Below are 17,718 nucleotides of genomic sequence, written 5' to 3'. Positions count from 1 at the left end.
AGTCTAAACAATTGATGACATAAAATTAATATATGGCATCAACCTAATATATAGTGTAAATACCTGCATACTATAGCGCTAGTGACTGTTTTGGTTGTAACAAAGTGTTCGATTTTATAGTTTCATAGTAACTGCCATTCTGACTACTATTTTTCCATATACCGTCATAAAAAAGCCTTGAATAGTTGATGCTACTATCAACCACCAAGGCTAACGATGATAAGTCACTTGTTAATTTTGACGTTTTATCTATGCATCTTTGTGAGCAAGTTTGGCTTTTGCCATATTTTTAATACTAAAGCGCTCATTCATCATTTGATAAAAACGAGCCAAATTTTTGCCCTGCTCATTAGGATCTACTTTCAGCACTTTTCCAAAATCTAAACCGATATATAGGACGATATCAGCAAAACTCAATTGCTCACCAACCAGATACTCACGGCCTTCTAAGATGTTTTCAAAATACGCGAGTGTTTTGACCCCTCGTGCGATAGATGGTGTGACAAACTCTGGCACTTGCTCAACACGTTGGGCTTTTGCAGGATTACTGTGCTGAAATGCCAACATAAAGTTATACAAGACTTCAAACTCTGCAATACGGCGCATAGAGCACACTTGGGCGCGTTGTATGACATCATTACCCATCACTGAGCGCTCACCATAAACACGATCTAGGTATTCGCAAACGGCCTGTGAATCATTGAGTACTGTGCCATCACCTAATACCAACACTGGCACGGTTCGCATCGGATTTATTTGGGTAAACTCATCTGAATTCTGCTCATTAGCAGCGAAATCAATATCAATGACGTCGATATCATCAATATCATCAACGTCAATACCTTTTGATGCTAATAAGATAAGTGCCTTGCGTGGGTTTGGTGCGGTACGGGTTACGTATAATTTTTTCATGACAAACTCCTTGTAAGTTGGACTCAAAGCGACTCAGCGCTGATAGACTTTGTTATGGTTATCGTACTATAGCGTATAGTTCAGAATACCAATACGCTATATAACAGTTATAGCCTACTATGCTCATCATAGCAAAACCTAATAATGCTTGTTATATAAATAGTAAAAAGCCCCATAACATTACGTTACAGGGCTTATTATTTTTAATGACAGGACTGCTCCACCTTATTTATTTGGTGAAGGTGTGGTACGTAGATAAGGTTTAACCTCTGTATAACCTTTAGGATATTTAGCAGCAATGTCTTCATTCTTAACACTTGGTGGAATAATCACATCATCACCATCTTTCCAATCTACTGGTGTTGCAATATTGTATTCATCAGACAGTTGTAGCGCGTCAATAACACGAAGAATCTCATCAAAGTTACGACCACAGCTAGCTGGGTAGGTTAAAATCAAACGAATTTTTTTGCTTGGATCAATGATAAACACGCTACGTACGGTATGAGTACTATCGGCATTTGGATGCATCATGTCGTATAGCTCGGCGACTTCTTTGTTTGGATCGGCGATGATTGGAAAGTTCAAGTCAGTACCTTGAGTCTCACCGATGTCTTTTGCCCAAGCATGATGATCGTCTATACCATCGACTGAGATGCAGATTGGTTTAACACCACGCTTTTGGAATTCGCCATTCAGTGCAGCAGCGCGGCCAAGCTCAGTGGTACAAACTGGCGTGAAGTCAGCTGGATGCGAGAAGAAAACAACCCAGTTATCACCTGCCCAATCATGGAAGCTAATATCGCCATCTGTCGTCGTTGCGTCAAAATTTGGTGCGGTATCGCCTAAACGTAAATGTGCCATGCTTTATTCCTTATTATGTTTGTTAATCAGTTCGTTTGTTAACGAGTTAGTGATGAGTGCTAGTATCCAAAGATATCCACACTCTCTATTATTATCAACGTACTCTGTTAGATACTACACAATAATGCAAAGTACGTCAGCAAAAACTTCATCCTATATTATCAAACTGTTTATTACTGTCTTGTGATGGATTGTAATGCAGTTATTCCATTTTTTACCAACCAAATTAGTATATACCGAGACAATCTGTTACACCACCATCCCTGCATCCCACAAGCAGAATTCCCCGAACTTCCCTCTCTTGCTTATGCCACTGGCTGATCGTCCTGCGTCTGTTAAGACCAACTCGCCTTCTTTCTCTTGCAGATAACCAGCTGCCAATAACTTGTTATTTAATTCTTGTGTTTTGTAGCCCAACTCTTTCGCAAGCTTAGCTGTCGTTAATTTAGAATAGTTTGGTGTCGCCGACTCTGTGCTAGATTTCGCTGTTGTATTAGTATTAGTATTGGTATTCGCCGTAGAGTTGCTAGAGGTGACTTTGTCATCGTTTCCACCGTCAGATGCACTGACTTTTTCAAGAGACATTCGCACCTCCTCGCTAATACGAATAATACGCTGTGCTTCTTCATAGGTATCGGCGTAGAGTTTAGCGTCCTCATTACGATAAATGAGTACCCCCATTTCATTGTTATTGACTTGGCTAAACTCATAAAGGTTCAAACTGGTAATAATGCACTCATTTTCATTCAAGTAGCATTTGGCATGTAGATTCTTACAAAAACTGGTACGAATAAAGGTCAGGTTTTTAAGCCAGTTAATTTCTTCAGGATGTAGATCATTCTTACCATAAACAATTCTAATATCAATTTTCAGACGATTGCGATCTTCCAATAGCTCTTTAATACGTTCATTAAGCTTTAAATATGGACTGATAATAACCAGTCTATCAGAGGCATTTTTGATTAACTCTTCTAAGTGATAAGTCGTCCCACTGCTGTTTAAAAACTTTGCCATTTTTTATCCTCAATTTCTACTATTACAATTTATACCTATCCACAAAAAAACCCACCTCTAGCGTACTAGAAATGGGTATATTTGCAAACTACTATTGTTTAGTCTTGCCTTAAATAAAAGTTATTTATACTGCCCATTAAGCAGGCTTATAACTATCACGTAAGCTAACAATTTGATTAAAGACCGGTTTATCCTTGCTGTGGTCTTCGCTATCAGAGATAAAGTAACCTTCACGCTCAAACTGGAAACGCGTACCAGCATCAGCATTGGCAAGTGATGGCTCAACCACCGCACTGAGTTCAATCAACGAATTAGGATTCAATGCTTGATGGACGTCAGCAACGCTGCTTGGATCTTCAACACTAAATAACTGATCGTACATGCGTACCGTTGCTGGCACGCCTTGACTGGCTGATACCCAGTGAATGACACCTTTAACCTTACGACCTTCAGGATTGCTGCCCAAGGTAGTTGGGTCAATCGTGGCTTTTAGCTCGACCACATTGCCAGATTCATCAGTAATATGCTCAGTCACGGCCAATACATAAGTATTACGTAGGCGAATTTCAGGTTTTTCGGGTGACAAGCGCTTGTAGCCTGCTGGCGGTACAATTTCGTAATCACCTTGATCGATATAGATGGTCTCAGTGAACGGGATTTCACGCTCGCCCATATCGACATTAGGATGCTTTGGCTGCGTGAGCCATAAAGTCTGCGAATCATCATCAAAGCGTGCAATGACGCTATCGGCTTTTTGTGACTCCCAGCTGCTAACCGCTTCCGCAAAGTTTGTAATCGTCACTTTTAACGGCTTTAGTACCGCCATACCACGTGCAGTCGTCGTCTCCAATGATTGACGAATACTAAACTCTAATAAACGAAAATCAACCACACTATCTACTTTTGTCACGCCCACACGTTCACAAAAATCACGTAAACCCTCTGGTGTATAGCCACGACGCCGCATGCCAGCGATGGTTGGCATACGTGGATCATCCCAACCGCTAACAATACTTTCGTCAACCAACTGCTTAAGTTTGCGTTTACTGGTCAACGTATGATCCACATTCAAGCGGCTGAACTCGTACTGGTGCGGCGGCGTGGCAAAACCAACTTTTTCAATGACCCAATCATAGAACGGGCGATGGTCTTCAAACTCTAATGTACACAATGAATGAGTAATACCCTCAAGTGCATCAGAGAGCGGATGGGCAAAATCATACATCGGATAGATGCACCATTTGTCACCAGTCTGATGATGCGCTTGGTGCATGACGCGGTAGATGACAGGATCACGCATGTTCATGTTGGGGCTTGCCATGTCAATCTTGGCACGTAACACAGCCTTGCCCTCAGCGTACTCACCCGCTTTCATATCATTGAAGAGCGCTAAGTTTTCTTCAACGCTAGCGTCACGATGTGGTGATGGCGTGCCAGCCTCATTAAATGAGCCGCGATTTTCTTTCATTTGTTCAGGTGATTGCAAGTCGACATAGGCATCACCCTGCTCAATCAGTTGTACTGCCCAAGCATGCAACTGGTCAAAATAGCCTGACGCATGATGTGCTTCACCTGCCCACTCAAACCCAAGCCATTTAACATCATTTTCGATATTATCGATAAAGTCTTGCTTTTCTGCTGTCGGATTGGTGTCATCAAAACGCAAATTACACACACCATCAAACTCTTCAGCCACACCAAAATTTAAACAGATAGACTTTACATGACCCAAATGCAAGTAGCCGTTTGGCTCAGGTGGAAAACGCGTCACGATTTGTTGCTGTTTTTGCGCATTGACATCGTCACGAATGATATTACGAATAAAATCGTTTTTTTGTTCGTCTTTTTGTGCATTGTTGCTTGAGTTATCACTCATCGGGCATTGCTCCTAACGCAAATTATCAGTTCACGATGCGTGCCATCACACATCATGGAATATTCAAACCAAACCATTAAAAACAGGTCATCAAAAAATTATAATAAAAAGGGATAAAGTTGCGTTATTCTATCAGCTTTTGCAAAGGCATTAACAGCCTGATACATGACACAGACTAAAAAAGCCGTTAGACTAGCCATAACTTTTTAACCACCAACTTTTAGCCACCACTTGACAGCGTCACTTGAGGCGCTGCAACCAACAAGGAATATCACATGGTAGACATGCCACCAGTAGTAGAACTAGATACCAATATGGGTGCGATCGTTATCGAACTCAATGCAGAAAAAGCACCAAAAACCGTAGAAAACTTTTTGAACTATGTAAAATCTGGTCAATATAACGGTACGATTTTTCATCGCATCATTGATGGCTTCATGATTCAAGGCGGCGGAATGGACGCTGAAATGAACGAAAAACCAACCAATGCGCCAATTGAAAACGAAGCTGACAACGGTCTAAAGAACGATGCTGGTACGATTGCGATGGCACGTACACAAGACCCGCATTCAGCGACTAGCCAGTTCTTTATAAACGTAAAAGACAATGGCTTCTTAAATCACACTGGCAAAAACATGCAAGGTTGGGGCTACACCGTATTTGGTAAAGTCACTAGCGGTATGGATGTGATTGAAAAAATGAAAGGCGTTCCTACTGGTCGTTTCGGCATGCATGCTGATGTACCAAAAGAGCCAGTAGTGATCAACTCAGCGACTATTGTCTCTCAATAGTAATTGACAGTTAATTATTATTTGATAGATATTATTCAGTAAGCACTTATTCAGAGAGTATTTCAAAAAACACACTCTTATAAGTTACGAGGATAAGGATAAATGCAAAGTTTTGACCACCTAATTACAACCCGCCCTCATGAGGTGCGACAAGTATTGATTAGCGATTTGCATTTATCGCCTGAAGAGCCTGCCTTAGTGCAGGCTTTTTTGGCACTGCTTGATGATTGTCTTGCCTTACCTAAGCTAAAACGCTTATTTATCTTGGGTGATTGGTTCGAAGTATGGCTAGGTGATGACGTTTACTTATCATTATCAGAGGATGAGCGCCAGAACCACTGGCTCACTACGATTATCTTGAAGTTAAAAGCACTGCGAGTAGCTGGCTGTGAGATTTTAGTGATGCATGGCAATCGTGATTTCTTATTAGATCAACCGTTTTGCAACCTCTTCGGTGGTCAGCTTATTTATGAGCCATACACCCTAAATGTCGGGCAGCAAAGTTATCGCTTAGAGCATGGCGATGCGCTCTGTACCGATGATAAGAAATATCAGTTTTTTCGCAAAATAATGCGCAATCGTTTGACTCAATGGTATTTGCTCAATAAATCATTAAAGAAACGCTTGGCTATCGCTGAAAAAATGCGCCAAAAAAGCCAGCAAAACAATGCCAAAAAAGCCACTCATATTATGGATGTCAACGAGGACGCCGTGATACAAGCAATCACTGATAGTGATGCTCTATTACATGGGCACACACATCGTCCAGACATTCATCAGGCGACTGCTGATAAGAAACGTTATGTCTTAGGCGATTGGCGATTGTTAGACAAGGATACACGCCAGCCAAAAGTCAGTGCGGTGATTGGCGCAGTGACAGGCAACGAAAATACACATGATAGCTTTAGTAGTAATAATGCTGAATTTGAATTGGTTGAGTTTAAAACACTCGTTTGATATATGTTTTAAGTGTACTTCAGATATATAAAAGGGTCAGCTCACTTATGAGTTGACCCTTTTTACCATTTTGTCACTGTTAGCTTGTATCTAAAACGCTTTATGTTTTAAGGAATTAACTTAAAAAAGTGCTGACGATAATGCTTTAGCTCACGAATAGAGTCGCGAATATCATCTAACGCTAAGTGACTACCACCTTTTTCAAAGTTTCGTAAAATATCAGGGCGCCAGCGGAAACACAACTCTTTGATTGATGAGACATCGAGATTACGATAATGGAAAAAACGTTCAAGCTCTGGCATTTGACGTGCCATAAAACGGCGATCTTGGCAAATTGAGTTGCCACACATTGGTGATCTACCACTATCGACCCATTTATTTAAAAACTTAATGGTCTCTGCTTCTGCTTCTGCCAATGTCACCGTACTACGGCGCACACGATCGACCAACCCTGACTGACCATGTTGCTTGGTATTCCAGTCATCCATCTTATTTAAGACTTGGTCCGATACTTTGATAGCAAACACAGGGCCTTCAGCAAGTATGTTCAAATCTTCGTCAGTTACGACAGTAGCAATCTCGATAATCTCATCGTTTAGGGTATCGAGTCCGGTCATTTCTAGGTCAATCCATACCAGCCCTTTTTTGCCTTGGTTTTTGATTTTAATCTTATTGGGATGGTCATCGGTACTCATATTTTATCCTATGGTAAATAAATTTTGGCACAACATTGGCTCAACGTTGGCGCAATTCTAACTAGATAAACCATCTATAAATGGTCATGCTCAAATGATATTATTTTGCGCTTACCAATTTATAATGCGTTTAAAAATTAAAACATTACAAAACCACCGTCTGGTATAGGCGCTTTAGGCTGTATGTTAGCAAATTTTCACGCTACACTTAGCAATATTTTTTTAATAGGTCAAAACCCATGGCATTAATCAGGCAGCGCAAACTGACCAAACAGCAGATTCGTCGCATCGATAAACAACAATTGGACAGTCAAGACAGTATCGATGACAGTTTGATGGATGGCGTGGTCATGGCGCATTATGGCAAACAACTGGAAGTACAGGTCACTAGCTTGCCAGCTGTGATACCCGTACAGCCAGAGATTGCCCCTGACGATCCTGAACCGTTTTGGCAGACGCTTGAATTAAATGATATCTGGCGCTGTCACGTACGTACCAACCTGCCAATGTTGGCAGCAGGTGATCAAGTACGCTGGACTGCGGACTCTAATACAGGTTTTGGACGTATCGAGTCCGTCAAACCACGTAGCTCGCTTGTGTCGCGTCCTGATCGCTATCATAAGCTCAAACCCGTCGCCGCCAATGTTGATATTTTGGCCATTGTTTTTGCCCCATTGCCTGCTGCCGCGCCAACGCTTATTGATCGTTATTTAGTCGTTTGTCATCACGCTGGTGTAAAGCCGTTATTGGTGCTCAATAAAGCCGATCTACTGGCGCAAGAAAACGGCGTAGATACCAATGAACTACTAGCGCAGTATGCCGCACTCGGTTATGAGAGCGTGCTCACGTCAGTAGACTGTCCTGAAAATATTGCAGACAGCACTGACCAGCAAGGACTTGATGAGCTAAAACACTATATAGATAAAAAGCTGGTTATCTTTGCTGGTCAGTCTGGCGTCGGTAAAAGCAGCCTAATTAATGCACTATTGCCAAAGTCAGCACAGAGCGTCAATATTATTTCTGAGAACTCAAAACTCGGTCAGCACACCACGACGACCAGCCGTTTACTACCTTTTCACCCAAATGATTTGACCCAAGGCGGTATCGTCGATACCCCTGGTATCCGTGAGTATGGTATTTGGCACTTAAGTCCTGACGATATTATCTCAGGCTTCATAGAGCTTGCACCACTCGCAGGTGATTGCCAGTTCCGGGATTGTCGTCATACTCATAACAGTAAAGGTTGTGCGTTATGGCAAGCAGTGGCTAACGGTGACGTATTACAGCGCCGTGTCGAAAACCTTGTCACTCTCAGAGAAGAAGCAGATACCAAGCCTTATTAAGGTCTTATTAACGCTTAACTGCTAGGTTGTCTATCGCACGTTTACTCTGGATGGTCTAATCGGTATAATAGCGCCTTGTTCAATATCGTTAGGCTGATATCTCAGCTTAATAGAACACTTATTTTCTTGGAGGTATGGTTTGGAACGTGCGCTGGATTTTTTGGGCAATCACCCGTTTTTATTTGGTATATTAGCCGTACTTGCCGTCATGTTTTTTACGATTGAAAGCAAACGTAGCGGCAAAAAAATATCGCCCAACACTCTTGGTATGATGGTGAACTCGCAAAATGCGCAGCTTATCGACATTCGTGAAAAAAAGAAGTTTGAGTCAGGCTATATTCAAGGTAGCCGCAACATACCTTTTACTGTGCTAAAAGATCGCCTAGAAGAAATTCGTGCGATAGAACAGCCAGTAATCATTGTATGTGATATAGGCGTGCAAGCAGGCGCTGCAATCCAGATGATCGGTAAAGATGATGTCTACCGTTTAGAAGGTGGTGTCGGTGGCTGGAAATCCTCAGGCATGCCACTGGTGGAGTTAAAAGATACTAAGTCAAAAAGTAAAGGCAAAAATAAAGCCAAACCCAGCTTACATAAGTAGAGTAGCCTTCTACCAGTATCAATTATTAGCAGTGGATTGGTAATAACAATTAAAAAGACACCTTATCAATGGGTGTCTTTTTTTTGTGATATTTATGCTCACCTGCCGTACTTTTATGCGACAACATCTTGAATTCGCGATGCTCATCCCCACTGTAGTAATAAGCGGCACAAAATATATTTACCCTTTACACTAACCCTAAAAATACCATTAGCCGTATCAAAATTGTCTAGTCTACCATGTGTAGTATTTACACCCATTTTGCTTGCTGAACTCATTTTTGTGAATGGCATTACTTATGGATGACATATTATAACAAGGCGTAAACTATGATAGTTTACCAAACTAATTATAATTAACCCCTTGCCTCATACACACTTATAAATAAGGATTTACCATGACTGTATCTGTTAAAGTATATACTACGCCTATTTGCCCATACTGTACAAATGCCAAAAAAATATTACAAAATAAAGGCGTAGATTATGAAGAGATTGGTATGCACGACATAAGCAGAGAAGAGCGCCAAGCATTAATGAAAAAAACCAATAACTATCGTACTGTGCCACAAATCTTCATTGGCGATACCTTTGTTGGTGGTTTTGATGAACTCAATCAAATGAACCAACAAGGTAAACTAGACGAGCTATTAGCAGGTTAATCCGTTACTTTACCGTCTTCAACTATTATAAAGATAGATAGTGAAACTGGTGATAAAAATATCGAGATGAAATATCCAAATTCAGTCTCGATTTATATTACAATTATATTTTCTTAATTATTTGATTCAATTTTAGAGGAATTATTATGGCTGAAGAACAAGCACAACCACAATTGGCACTAGAGCGTATTTACGTAAAAGACATGTCACTTGAAGTGCCAGGTGCTGGCGTATTTACCAAAGAGTGGAACCCAGAGCTTGATATCAACCTGTCTAGCAACGCAGAAAAGCTTGATGATGATCATTATCAAATCATTTTGACCGTGAGCGTTACCGCAAAAAATGCTGAAGAGCCAGCGTTTATCGCTGAAGTTCATCAAGCAGGTATTTTCTTATTGAAAGATATTCCAGAAGACCAAATTGGTCAAATCCTAGGTGCCTACTGCCCTAATGTGCTATTCCCATATGCTCGTGAGGTCATCAGTGACATCGTCACACGTGGTAGCTTCCCACAACTACTACTTGCCCCTGTAAACTTTGATCAAGCTTACGCGCAAAGCCAGCAGCAAGCACAAGTCGGTGCGCAGGGTAACGCTTAGATCTTGGATTGATAATATATCAAGATAACAGCATCTAAAAGCCGTTGACTTATTATGCATGAGTTAGCGGCTTTTTTGTGCTCTGTTATTTGTGCTTTGTTAGACACCTATTCTTTATAGAAACAACCTTTTTTATCACTAGGTATAAAAAAACCCTGCCAATAAATAATGGGCAGGGTCTGCGCTAGCGTCATCAATCATCTAAAATGAATGATTAGCCTTTTAGTGCTGATAAAATTTGTTGCTTCACATCATCGATACCTTGCGTACCATCAAATTTATCATAGTTAGGCGCATCAGCACCTTCTTTTGCTTTGTCTTGATAAAAACCAACCAAAGCTGATGTCTGCTCATGATAAGTCGCTAAGCGATCACGAATAGTGGCTTCTTTATCATCTTCGCGCTGAATTAATTCTTCACCAGTGACATCATCTAAACCTTCTTGTTTAGGTGGATTATGATGGATATGATAGACGCGACCTGAGCCTGGATGCTGGCGGCGACCAGACAGACGGTTAACGATTTCGTCATCAGGAACACTAATCTCGACCACATGATTAATGGCAACACCTGCATCTGCAAGCGCTTGAGCTTGTGGAATCGTACGTGGGAAACCATCAAAGATACAGCCATTTACGCAATCAGGCTTGGCGATACGTTCTTTCACTAAGTTAATAATGAGGTCGTCAGAAACTAAGCCACCAGCATTCATGATATCTTTGGCTTTTTTACCCAGCTCGCTACCCTCTTTGATCGCTGCACGCAGCATATCACCTGTTGAAATTTGCGGGATATCATATTCCTTCGAAATGAATTGGGCTTGAGTGCCTTTACCTGCGCCTGGTGGGCCTAGCAAAATAATACGCATCATTATACGATTCTCCTCTTAATAGATAGGATTTTGGGACTAATACAACGTTGGGATTGAACGTTGGGATTGGTTGTTTGCAAAGCTACCTTACCTTGTGGCTTTGCAAAGCTCAAGTACTTTAATTATTTGCGATGATACGTGACCATGACTTATCTGTTCATATAACACAGTTGCACGATACTATATCTGGCGATAGCGCTTATATTATAGAGTCTCACAGCAAAACAAACCTACAATAGATTGAGTGTATCATGGGATTTGTTGACTAATTTCTACATTGACCTCAGTTTGCTCAGGACCAATAACAACAGGGTTTCCTGACAAATCTCCTGTCTCTGCAGTGGCTGTACCACTATGGCTAATACGTGCGATGACGGCTAACTGAACTTTATCATCTCGCGCAGATTTTAACGTACGTTCAGGCATCATCGCATCTAAATCGCTTAGGCTAATATTGGCTTCGCCCTGCTTAATAACGCTAATTGGTAAGCGCTTAGCTGCAAATGGTGGTCCACCATTAACATCTCGTATCGCCACAAACAACACGTCATCACCCTTGACTAAAGGTAACAAGCTAGCACTTACCTTCACAGTAACTTCAACCCCTTCAGACGCTTGCGCACGCTGATTAGCTACGCTAGCACTTAACTCATCTAAACTTGCCAGTGCTTGGGTATGGTCACCTGGTTTGGCAGAAATACTGTCACGTAGACGCGTAATCCAACCTTGTGCTTCATCAAAATTACTACTACGAGCCTCACCCATTGCCATGAGCATTTGCGCGCCTTCATGACCTGGATTTTTGGCCAACACACCTTCTAATACTCGGCGGCTATTACCATCTAGCTGACCGTTATTAGCAAAAAAGCTAATTTGTGCGTAAGTTGTCGCAATCTCTTCATTTTCTGGTGATAAACGATAAGCACGTGACAACGCTTCTAACGCCGAATCTGTCGCTTCTAATGATAAGAACAACTCAGATAGACGCATCCAGCGATCTGGGTCATCAGCATGACGATATACATTGGTCTGCATAGCACTGATCAGCTGCTGACCATCTTCGACTGCCCAAGCAGGTGGCTGATCAATTTTACCCGTCAACAAATCATCAGCAACTTGAGCAACTTTGTCTTCAGCTGTCCAAAGTTCAAATACAGGTGTACGGTCACCAACCATCAGATAAGACATACCTGTCAATACAGGTACCCAAACAATAATAATCAGTCGACTTTTAATACCAGGTGTAACCATCGGTGTGACATCACGTTGAGCATCTAGCAGCTGACGCTCAAGCTCAAGTTTTTGATTTTGATAATGACTGTCATCAATAGTACCACTATCTTTATCTGTTTTTAGCTCCGCTAAACGCTCGCGAAATACAGCAAGATTAATATCTAACAGCTGATTGTCTATCTGTTTCTGTTGCGAACGAGGCGCTCTTAACCACGGCATGATAACAATCACAGCAAGTATTAAGGCAATAAGTAAACTTATAGAGATAAATAAGCCCACAGTAGAAAATATGGTCATTTTTTGTCCTCGAGACTGGTGATGTCCTGATCTTTCTTATCATTGCTATCAGCACGTGATAACAAGCGATCCAGTTCAGCTTTTTCGGCAGCAGACAGTGCCGTAGCAGTATTATTCGCTGACACGCCACTTTCGCCACTAACAACAAGCTGGCGTCGTTTGCTTTGCCAAAACCAGCCTATCAATAGAATGATGAGCAATAATGGCGGAAAAAACCACAATATCCATGTTGATGGGCGTACAGGTGGCTTATAACTGATAAAATCGCCATAACGTTCTTGCATATAGGCACGTATTTCACCGTCACTACGACCATCTTTTATCAAGTCATAGGTTTTTTGTTTCAGATCTTGAGCAATAGGTGCATCAGAGCCTGCTAAGTTTTGATTCTGACATTTTGGACAGCGTAGCTCTTCTATGAGACCACGATATTGCGCTTCTTGCTGTGGAGAATCAAAATCATAGACTTCAATCGCAGCATAGCTGGTCACACTCAATAGAGCAGCTATAATAAAGCCTGCTAGCGTTAACAACCCTGCCTTCATTTGATGAGCAATCATTTACACGCCTCCTCAATCTGACTTAACTCTGGAGTAACGTCGTTATTATTAGCGTCATTGAGTACCATCAAACAAGGTGTAATACGGCTTTGCCAGTTACTTTCATTAATCTCACCAATAATGTGCTGGCGAATAATACCTTCACCGTCCACAACGAAAGTCTCGGGCGCACCAGTTAAACCTAAATCTAAAGCAAACTGACCGGATAAATCCTGAATAGACATTGAGAAGGGATCGCCACCTCGGTTCAAATACCCCAAAGCATCACCGATTTCATCTTTATAGTTAACGCCTACTATATTGACACCACGTTCTTCTAGCTGCATCAAAAAAGGATGCTCAATGATACAGGTAGGACACCAAGAGCCCCATATGTTCATCAAAAAAGGCTGATTGGGCAAATTCGCGTTGGTCATGATACGACTGGTATCTGACAATAATGGTAGCTCAAAAGTTGGTACTGGACGTTCAAGCGCGGTATTAGTAACAATTTCTGTTGGCTTACCCAGACGCATGTACAGCATAACGACCAATCCGAAGAAAACAATGAGCGGTATTAAAAACCATAACTTAAGTTGCTTTTTGTTTATGGTTTTACTGCTGCTTTTCTTATCGTGCTGATCAGGGGTATGGTTTGATGTACTCATGTTACTTATCCCCCGCTTTCATAGTGGCTGCTTCTAAATCGGCAACAGTCGAAAATCCTGCTTTATTCGCCGCTATTTGTGCAGGCGTCTTGATTTTCTTGATACGATAACGACTATCAAACATGCTCAATAATGCACCAAACGCCATAATCAGCGCGCCAAGCCATATCCAGCGAATGAGCGGTTTAACATAAATGCGTACTGCCCATTCATTACTACCTTCGGCAATAGGCTCACCAAGTGCCACATAAACATCGCGCATCAAACTGGCATCAATAGCGGCTTCGGTCATCGGCATCATACTAATAATATAATTACGTTTGTCAGGGTATAGTGTTGTCACAGCCTCACCATTTTTGGTGATGTCAACTTCAGCTTGCGTGGCATCAAAATTACTGCCTTTTATTTCACTAAAGCCCTTGACGGTAAAGTCATAACCTTGAACATGAACACTATCATTTGGCCCAAGCGCAACATCACGCTCAATGCTCAACGTGCTGGTAAACGCAACACCGATAACCGCCACAATTACACCGATATGAGCGGTCTGCTGACCCCAATAGCTGAGACGTAACTGACGTAAACCTTTGAAGAAACTAGGTGCATTTTTAGTTTTGTCTTTAAAGTCTACGACCATCCAGAACAATACCCAAAAACTAACTGCCAATGTAACGCCGATATTGAGCATCGCAGACGGGCTGACGAAATAGGTGATAATCGCTGCCAATACAATGCTGCTTGCCGCAATGACCGTACCAGAACCCAATAGCGGTCGGCTGTCTTTTTTCCAGCGAATATTGGATCCCATACCCATTGCGACCAGTATCAACCAAGTCAATGGCACAAACAGCGCATTAAAATACGGAGGACCGACGGATACTTGTCCTAAATTAAAGGAGTCAGCAATAATAGGATATAACGTACCAAGTAAGACGACTAAGGTTGAGATCAACAGGATGACGTTATTGATAACTAAAAAAGACTCACGTGAAATCAATTGATATTGACTTTCAACAGTCAAACGCCAGCCTCGGACAGCAAACATAAATAAGCCGCCACCGATAATCACGCCAAGAATCACAAGGATCACCAAACCACGTGTTGGATCAGCGGCAAACGAATGCACAGAGGTAATCACACCTGAGCGCACAAGAAATGTACCTAGCAAACTGAGCGCAAAAGCAAAAATTGCTAGCATGATGGTCCATGCTTTAAAGACACCACGCTTCTCAGTTACCGCAAGTGAATGTAGTAAAGCAGTACCAGCTAGCCATGGCATCAGTGAGGCGTTCTCTACTGGATCCCAAAACCACCAACCACCCCAGCCTAGCTCATAATAAGCCCACCACGAGCCAAGTGCGATACCGACTGTCAAAAAGCCCCAAGCAGCGAGCGCCCATGGACGCGACCAGCGTGTCCATACCGCATCTAAACGACCTTCCCACAATGCAGCCATGCAAAAAGCAAATGGCACGACCAGGCCCACATAACCCATATACAACATAGGCGGATGAATAATCAAACCGAAATCTTGTAGCACAGGATTTAGATCCACACCATCAACAGGTAAATTAGGCAATGTACGATCAAATGGCGATGAGGTAAAGATAAGCATCGCTAGCATCATCATCTGCACACCTGCCAAGATAACCAAGACTCGTGCACGCATCGACAATGGTAAACCGCGACTGAAATAAGAAACCAACGCACACCAAGTGGCCATAATAGTCATCCAAAGTAGCAATGAACCTTCATGTCCACCCCACGTTGCTGACAGTTTATAATACCAAGGCAACAATGTATTAGAATGTTGCGTGACATAGACAAGGCTAAAGTCATTGTAATAAAAACCTGCCATCAGTGCGCCAAATGATGTGATCATTGCAGCAAACTGTGCCCATGCTAGGCTTGGTGCTAGACGCTGCCATGCAACATGGTCGCGCATGACGCCAACGGTCGGCAATACCACCTGCAAGATCGCCAACATAAAGGCGGCCAGCAAGGCAAAATAACCCAATTCTGTGATTAACATACGGTCTAACCTTGTTTACCTTAATACGGTCATAGTTTATTTTAGGGATTGGAATTTTAAGACATTTAAAATATCTAGAACATCTAATATTTATGACTGCTGTATGTATGACTGCGATGATTATCGCCACCAGCCTGTGTAATTCGAGACCTTTACAGCATGGTACATTAGCGCCAACTTGTCACATTCTTGTATCCACTCTGTATGTGATGTGTGTAAACAACATAAAAAGATACTTATCATTGAACTGCGGGGAAAAACACTAACACCAGATGCAACCAGCCAGCCAAAAATCCGGTCAACCCACCAAGTACAATCAATGTCATCTCGTCTTCACGGAAAGCTGGACGTAATAAATTTTGAAACTCATTTGGCGTCAGTGCACGAATACGGTCACGAAACAGCCCAAATATTTTACTAGCACGACTTTCATTCAATTCAGGATCACGCAGTGGCACCATTGTTGCTACAATTGACTTATCAATAATCGTATTTTTTAATTGACCGTATTCACGTCGACCTAAACTCACACGCAACGTCGTACTAATAACAGGTGACTCTAATACTGTATATAAATGCGATTTCATCAACTCACGCGTTTGCACAGCACGATCACCATACATCATCTCATTCATGATGTTTTCAAGCGTGACCAAATCTTTTACAACAATCTCAGCAAAAACCTCAGAAACTTCTTCTTGACGCTTCATAAAACCGCCTTGCAAACGATACTTTTCAATACGTGGCAACTGCGGTTTGATAAAGGGAAAATGACTTTGCACAGAAAAAAACTTCACATAGGATATAAAGCGCGGCTCTACTGGATTAAACACCATCCAGATAGCAATCCAGTTGGTGAGAAACCCCCAAATTGCTGCAAAAAATGGTACCGTCCAATGTTGCGGCACTAGCAAAAATATAAACATTTGAGTAATACCAAAGAACAAGCCAATAAAAGCACTAATATGCCAAATAAAATCGATTTCTTTTTGGCCCACTCTTAAAAACATATTAACCATCAAACGACGATCACTCTCCATCGTATTGACAATCATTCGACGCATATCAACCAGGTCTTCGACATGTTGGGTCAAGTCCGTCACTAAAGACTGCATAATACTAGGTAATTCTTGATGCGCTTGGGCATAAACACGGCGTTTGATTGCATAAGGCAAATTACCCCACAGTCCTGGCGAATGATCTAACATGATCTCGTCAATCAGTGCTTCAAGGTTATTATCAACAGTATCCGTGATAAATGTCGCCAGCTGCTTAGGTTCCATCGCCTGAAAAAACTCATCAAGTGAGCCAAGCTTTGATAACGTTTGATCAACGATGACACCTGATATTTTGCCAGCTTTGCGTGGAACAATACCCTGCCAACCAACACCTGGCAACCCAAAAAAAGGTAGGTTTGGAATACGAACACCCCAAAATTTAATGGGGTAAAACAGCATTTTTAGTGCCATCCACACATGTATCCATGTGACAAATGCGGTCACAGGAGGAATCGTTAGCATGGCAAAAAATTCTGGGTGTTCAGCTATCGTCTGCCACAATGAAGTTGGGTCCATGATTTATCTTGTCCCTGACAGGTTGATTATCGTTGCTAATATTGTCGTTGCCGATATTGTCTTACTAATAACGTATAACGCGCCGTTTCTAAATTAGAACGCTTTACAAAAACACGCTCTACCCATAATAATTACTATAAAATAAATCGCCTGATTTTAGCATACTTGCTATGTATTAGCACACGCAGACC

At 41.8% G+C, this 17,718-nt stretch carries 17 protein-coding genes; 6 read left to right on the top strand and 11 right to left on the bottom strand.

The window, feature by feature from the left end:
* Positions 1-249: 249 nt before the first annotated feature.
* The 4 genes from ACT3RN_RS00145 to ACT3RN_RS00130 all read right to left on the bottom strand — a co-directional run bounded on the left by ACT3RN_RS00145 (position 250) and on the right by ACT3RN_RS00130 (position 4,666).
* On the bottom strand, positions 250-912 hold the full coding sequence (locus tag ACT3RN_RS00145; protein WP_192518297.1) for a glutathione S-transferase family protein: 663 nt from the start codon (positions 910-912) through the stop codon (positions 250-252).
* Between the two features lie 225 nt (positions 913-1,137).
* Positions 1,138-1,776, bottom strand: a complete 639-nt coding sequence (locus tag ACT3RN_RS00140; RefSeq protein WP_192518296.1) for a peroxiredoxin — start codon at positions 1,774-1,776, stop codon at positions 1,138-1,140.
* A 249-nt stretch (positions 1,777-2,025) separates the two neighbouring features.
* Positions 2,026-2,790: a phospholipase D family protein gene (locus ACT3RN_RS00135; RefSeq protein ID WP_442072878.1), complete on the bottom strand. Its 765-nt coding sequence runs from the start codon at positions 2,788-2,790 to the stop codon at positions 2,026-2,028.
* A 136-nt stretch (positions 2,791-2,926) separates the two neighbouring features.
* Entirely contained in the window at positions 2,927-4,666 is a 1,740-nt protein-coding gene (locus ACT3RN_RS00130; RefSeq protein WP_192518294.1) for a glutamine--tRNA ligase/YqeY domain fusion protein, read from the bottom strand.
* Positions 4,667-4,941: 275 nt separating this feature from the next.
* On the opposite strand from ACT3RN_RS00130, the gene ACT3RN_RS00125 reads away from it, so the two are divergent.
* The gene (locus ACT3RN_RS00125) at positions 4,942-5,457 is read left to right on the top strand and encodes a peptidylprolyl isomerase (RefSeq protein WP_192518293.1); all 516 of its coding nucleotides are present in this window, start codon (positions 4,942-4,944) and stop codon (positions 5,455-5,457) included.
* Between the two features lie 102 nt (positions 5,458-5,559).
* Positions 5,560-6,414: a UDP-2,3-diacylglucosamine diphosphatase gene (locus tag ACT3RN_RS00120; RefSeq protein ID WP_192518292.1), complete on the top strand. Its 855-nt coding sequence runs from the start codon at positions 5,560-5,562 to the stop codon at positions 6,412-6,414.
* A gap of 107 nt (positions 6,415-6,521) precedes the next feature.
* Here the strand turns inward: ACT3RN_RS00120 and orn are convergent, their stop codons facing one another.
* A complete protein-coding gene (gene orn / locus ACT3RN_RS00115; RefSeq protein WP_192518291.1) occupies positions 6,522-7,109 on the bottom strand; it encodes an oligoribonuclease in 588 nt (195 codons plus the stop codon).
* Positions 7,110-7,348: 239 nt separating this feature from the next.
* Here orn and rsgA point away from each other — a divergent pair, with 239 nt between their 5' ends.
* From rsgA to secB, 4 genes are all read left to right on the top strand, one after another.
* Positions 7,349-8,452, top strand: a complete 1,104-nt coding sequence (gene rsgA, locus ACT3RN_RS00110) for a ribosome small subunit-dependent GTPase A (protein WP_192518290.1) — start codon at positions 7,349-7,351, stop codon at positions 8,450-8,452.
* Between the two features lie 139 nt (positions 8,453-8,591).
* Positions 8,592-9,053, top strand: coding sequence for a rhodanese-like domain-containing protein (locus tag ACT3RN_RS00105; protein ID WP_192518289.1), 462 nt, complete (start codon positions 8,592-8,594; stop codon positions 9,051-9,053).
* A gap of 397 nt (positions 9,054-9,450) precedes the next feature.
* Entirely contained in the window at positions 9,451-9,714 is a 264-nt protein-coding gene (grxC, locus tag ACT3RN_RS00100) for a glutaredoxin 3 (protein WP_192518288.1), read from the top strand.
* 143 nt (positions 9,715-9,857) lie between these two features.
* On the top strand, positions 9,858-10,313 hold the full coding sequence (gene secB / locus ACT3RN_RS00095; RefSeq protein ID WP_192518317.1) for a protein-export chaperone SecB: 456 nt from the start codon (positions 9,858-9,860) through the stop codon (positions 10,311-10,313).
* A 214-nt stretch (positions 10,314-10,527) separates the two neighbouring features.
* Here the strand turns inward: secB and adk are convergent, their stop codons facing one another.
* From adk to ACT3RN_RS00065, 6 genes are all read right to left on the bottom strand, one after another.
* On the bottom strand, positions 10,528-11,181 hold the full coding sequence (gene adk / locus ACT3RN_RS00090) for an adenylate kinase (protein WP_192518316.1): 654 nt from the start codon (positions 11,179-11,181) through the stop codon (positions 10,528-10,530).
* Positions 11,182-11,433: 252 nt separating this feature from the next.
* On the bottom strand, positions 11,434-12,714 hold the full coding sequence (ccmI, locus tag ACT3RN_RS00085; protein WP_192518287.1) for a c-type cytochrome biogenesis protein CcmI: 1,281 nt from the start codon (positions 12,712-12,714) through the stop codon (positions 11,434-11,436).
* Positions 12,711-13,259, bottom strand: coding sequence for a cytochrome c-type biogenesis protein (locus ACT3RN_RS00080; protein ID WP_192518315.1), 549 nt, complete (start codon positions 13,257-13,259; stop codon positions 12,711-12,713). Before ACT3RN_RS00080 ends, ccmI begins: the two co-directional genes overlap by 4 nt.
* 11 nt (positions 13,260-13,270) lie before the next feature.
* Positions 13,271-13,921 (bottom strand): DsbE family thiol:disulfide interchange protein, encoded by a 651-nt coding sequence (locus tag ACT3RN_RS00075; RefSeq protein WP_192518286.1) that lies wholly within the window; start codon positions 13,919-13,921, stop codon positions 13,271-13,273.
* Between the two features lies 1 nt (position 13,922).
* Positions 13,923-15,953 (bottom strand): heme lyase CcmF/NrfE family subunit, encoded by a 2,031-nt coding sequence (locus ACT3RN_RS00070; protein ID WP_192518285.1) that lies wholly within the window; start codon positions 15,951-15,953, stop codon positions 13,923-13,925.
* A 239-nt stretch (positions 15,954-16,192) separates the two neighbouring features.
* Positions 16,193-17,527: a hypothetical protein gene (locus tag ACT3RN_RS00065; RefSeq protein ID WP_192518284.1), complete on the bottom strand. Its 1,335-nt coding sequence runs from the start codon at positions 17,525-17,527 to the stop codon at positions 16,193-16,195.
* Positions 17,528-17,718: the final 191 nt, after the last annotated feature.

Source organism: Psychrobacter sp. AOP5-GZ1-6 (genome assembly GCF_052376345.1).
Taxonomy (GTDB): domain Bacteria; phylum Pseudomonadota; class Gammaproteobacteria; order Pseudomonadales; family Moraxellaceae; genus Psychrobacter.
Note: the sequence above shows the minus strand (reverse complement) of the source record. Positions and strands in the feature narration are given on the sequence as shown.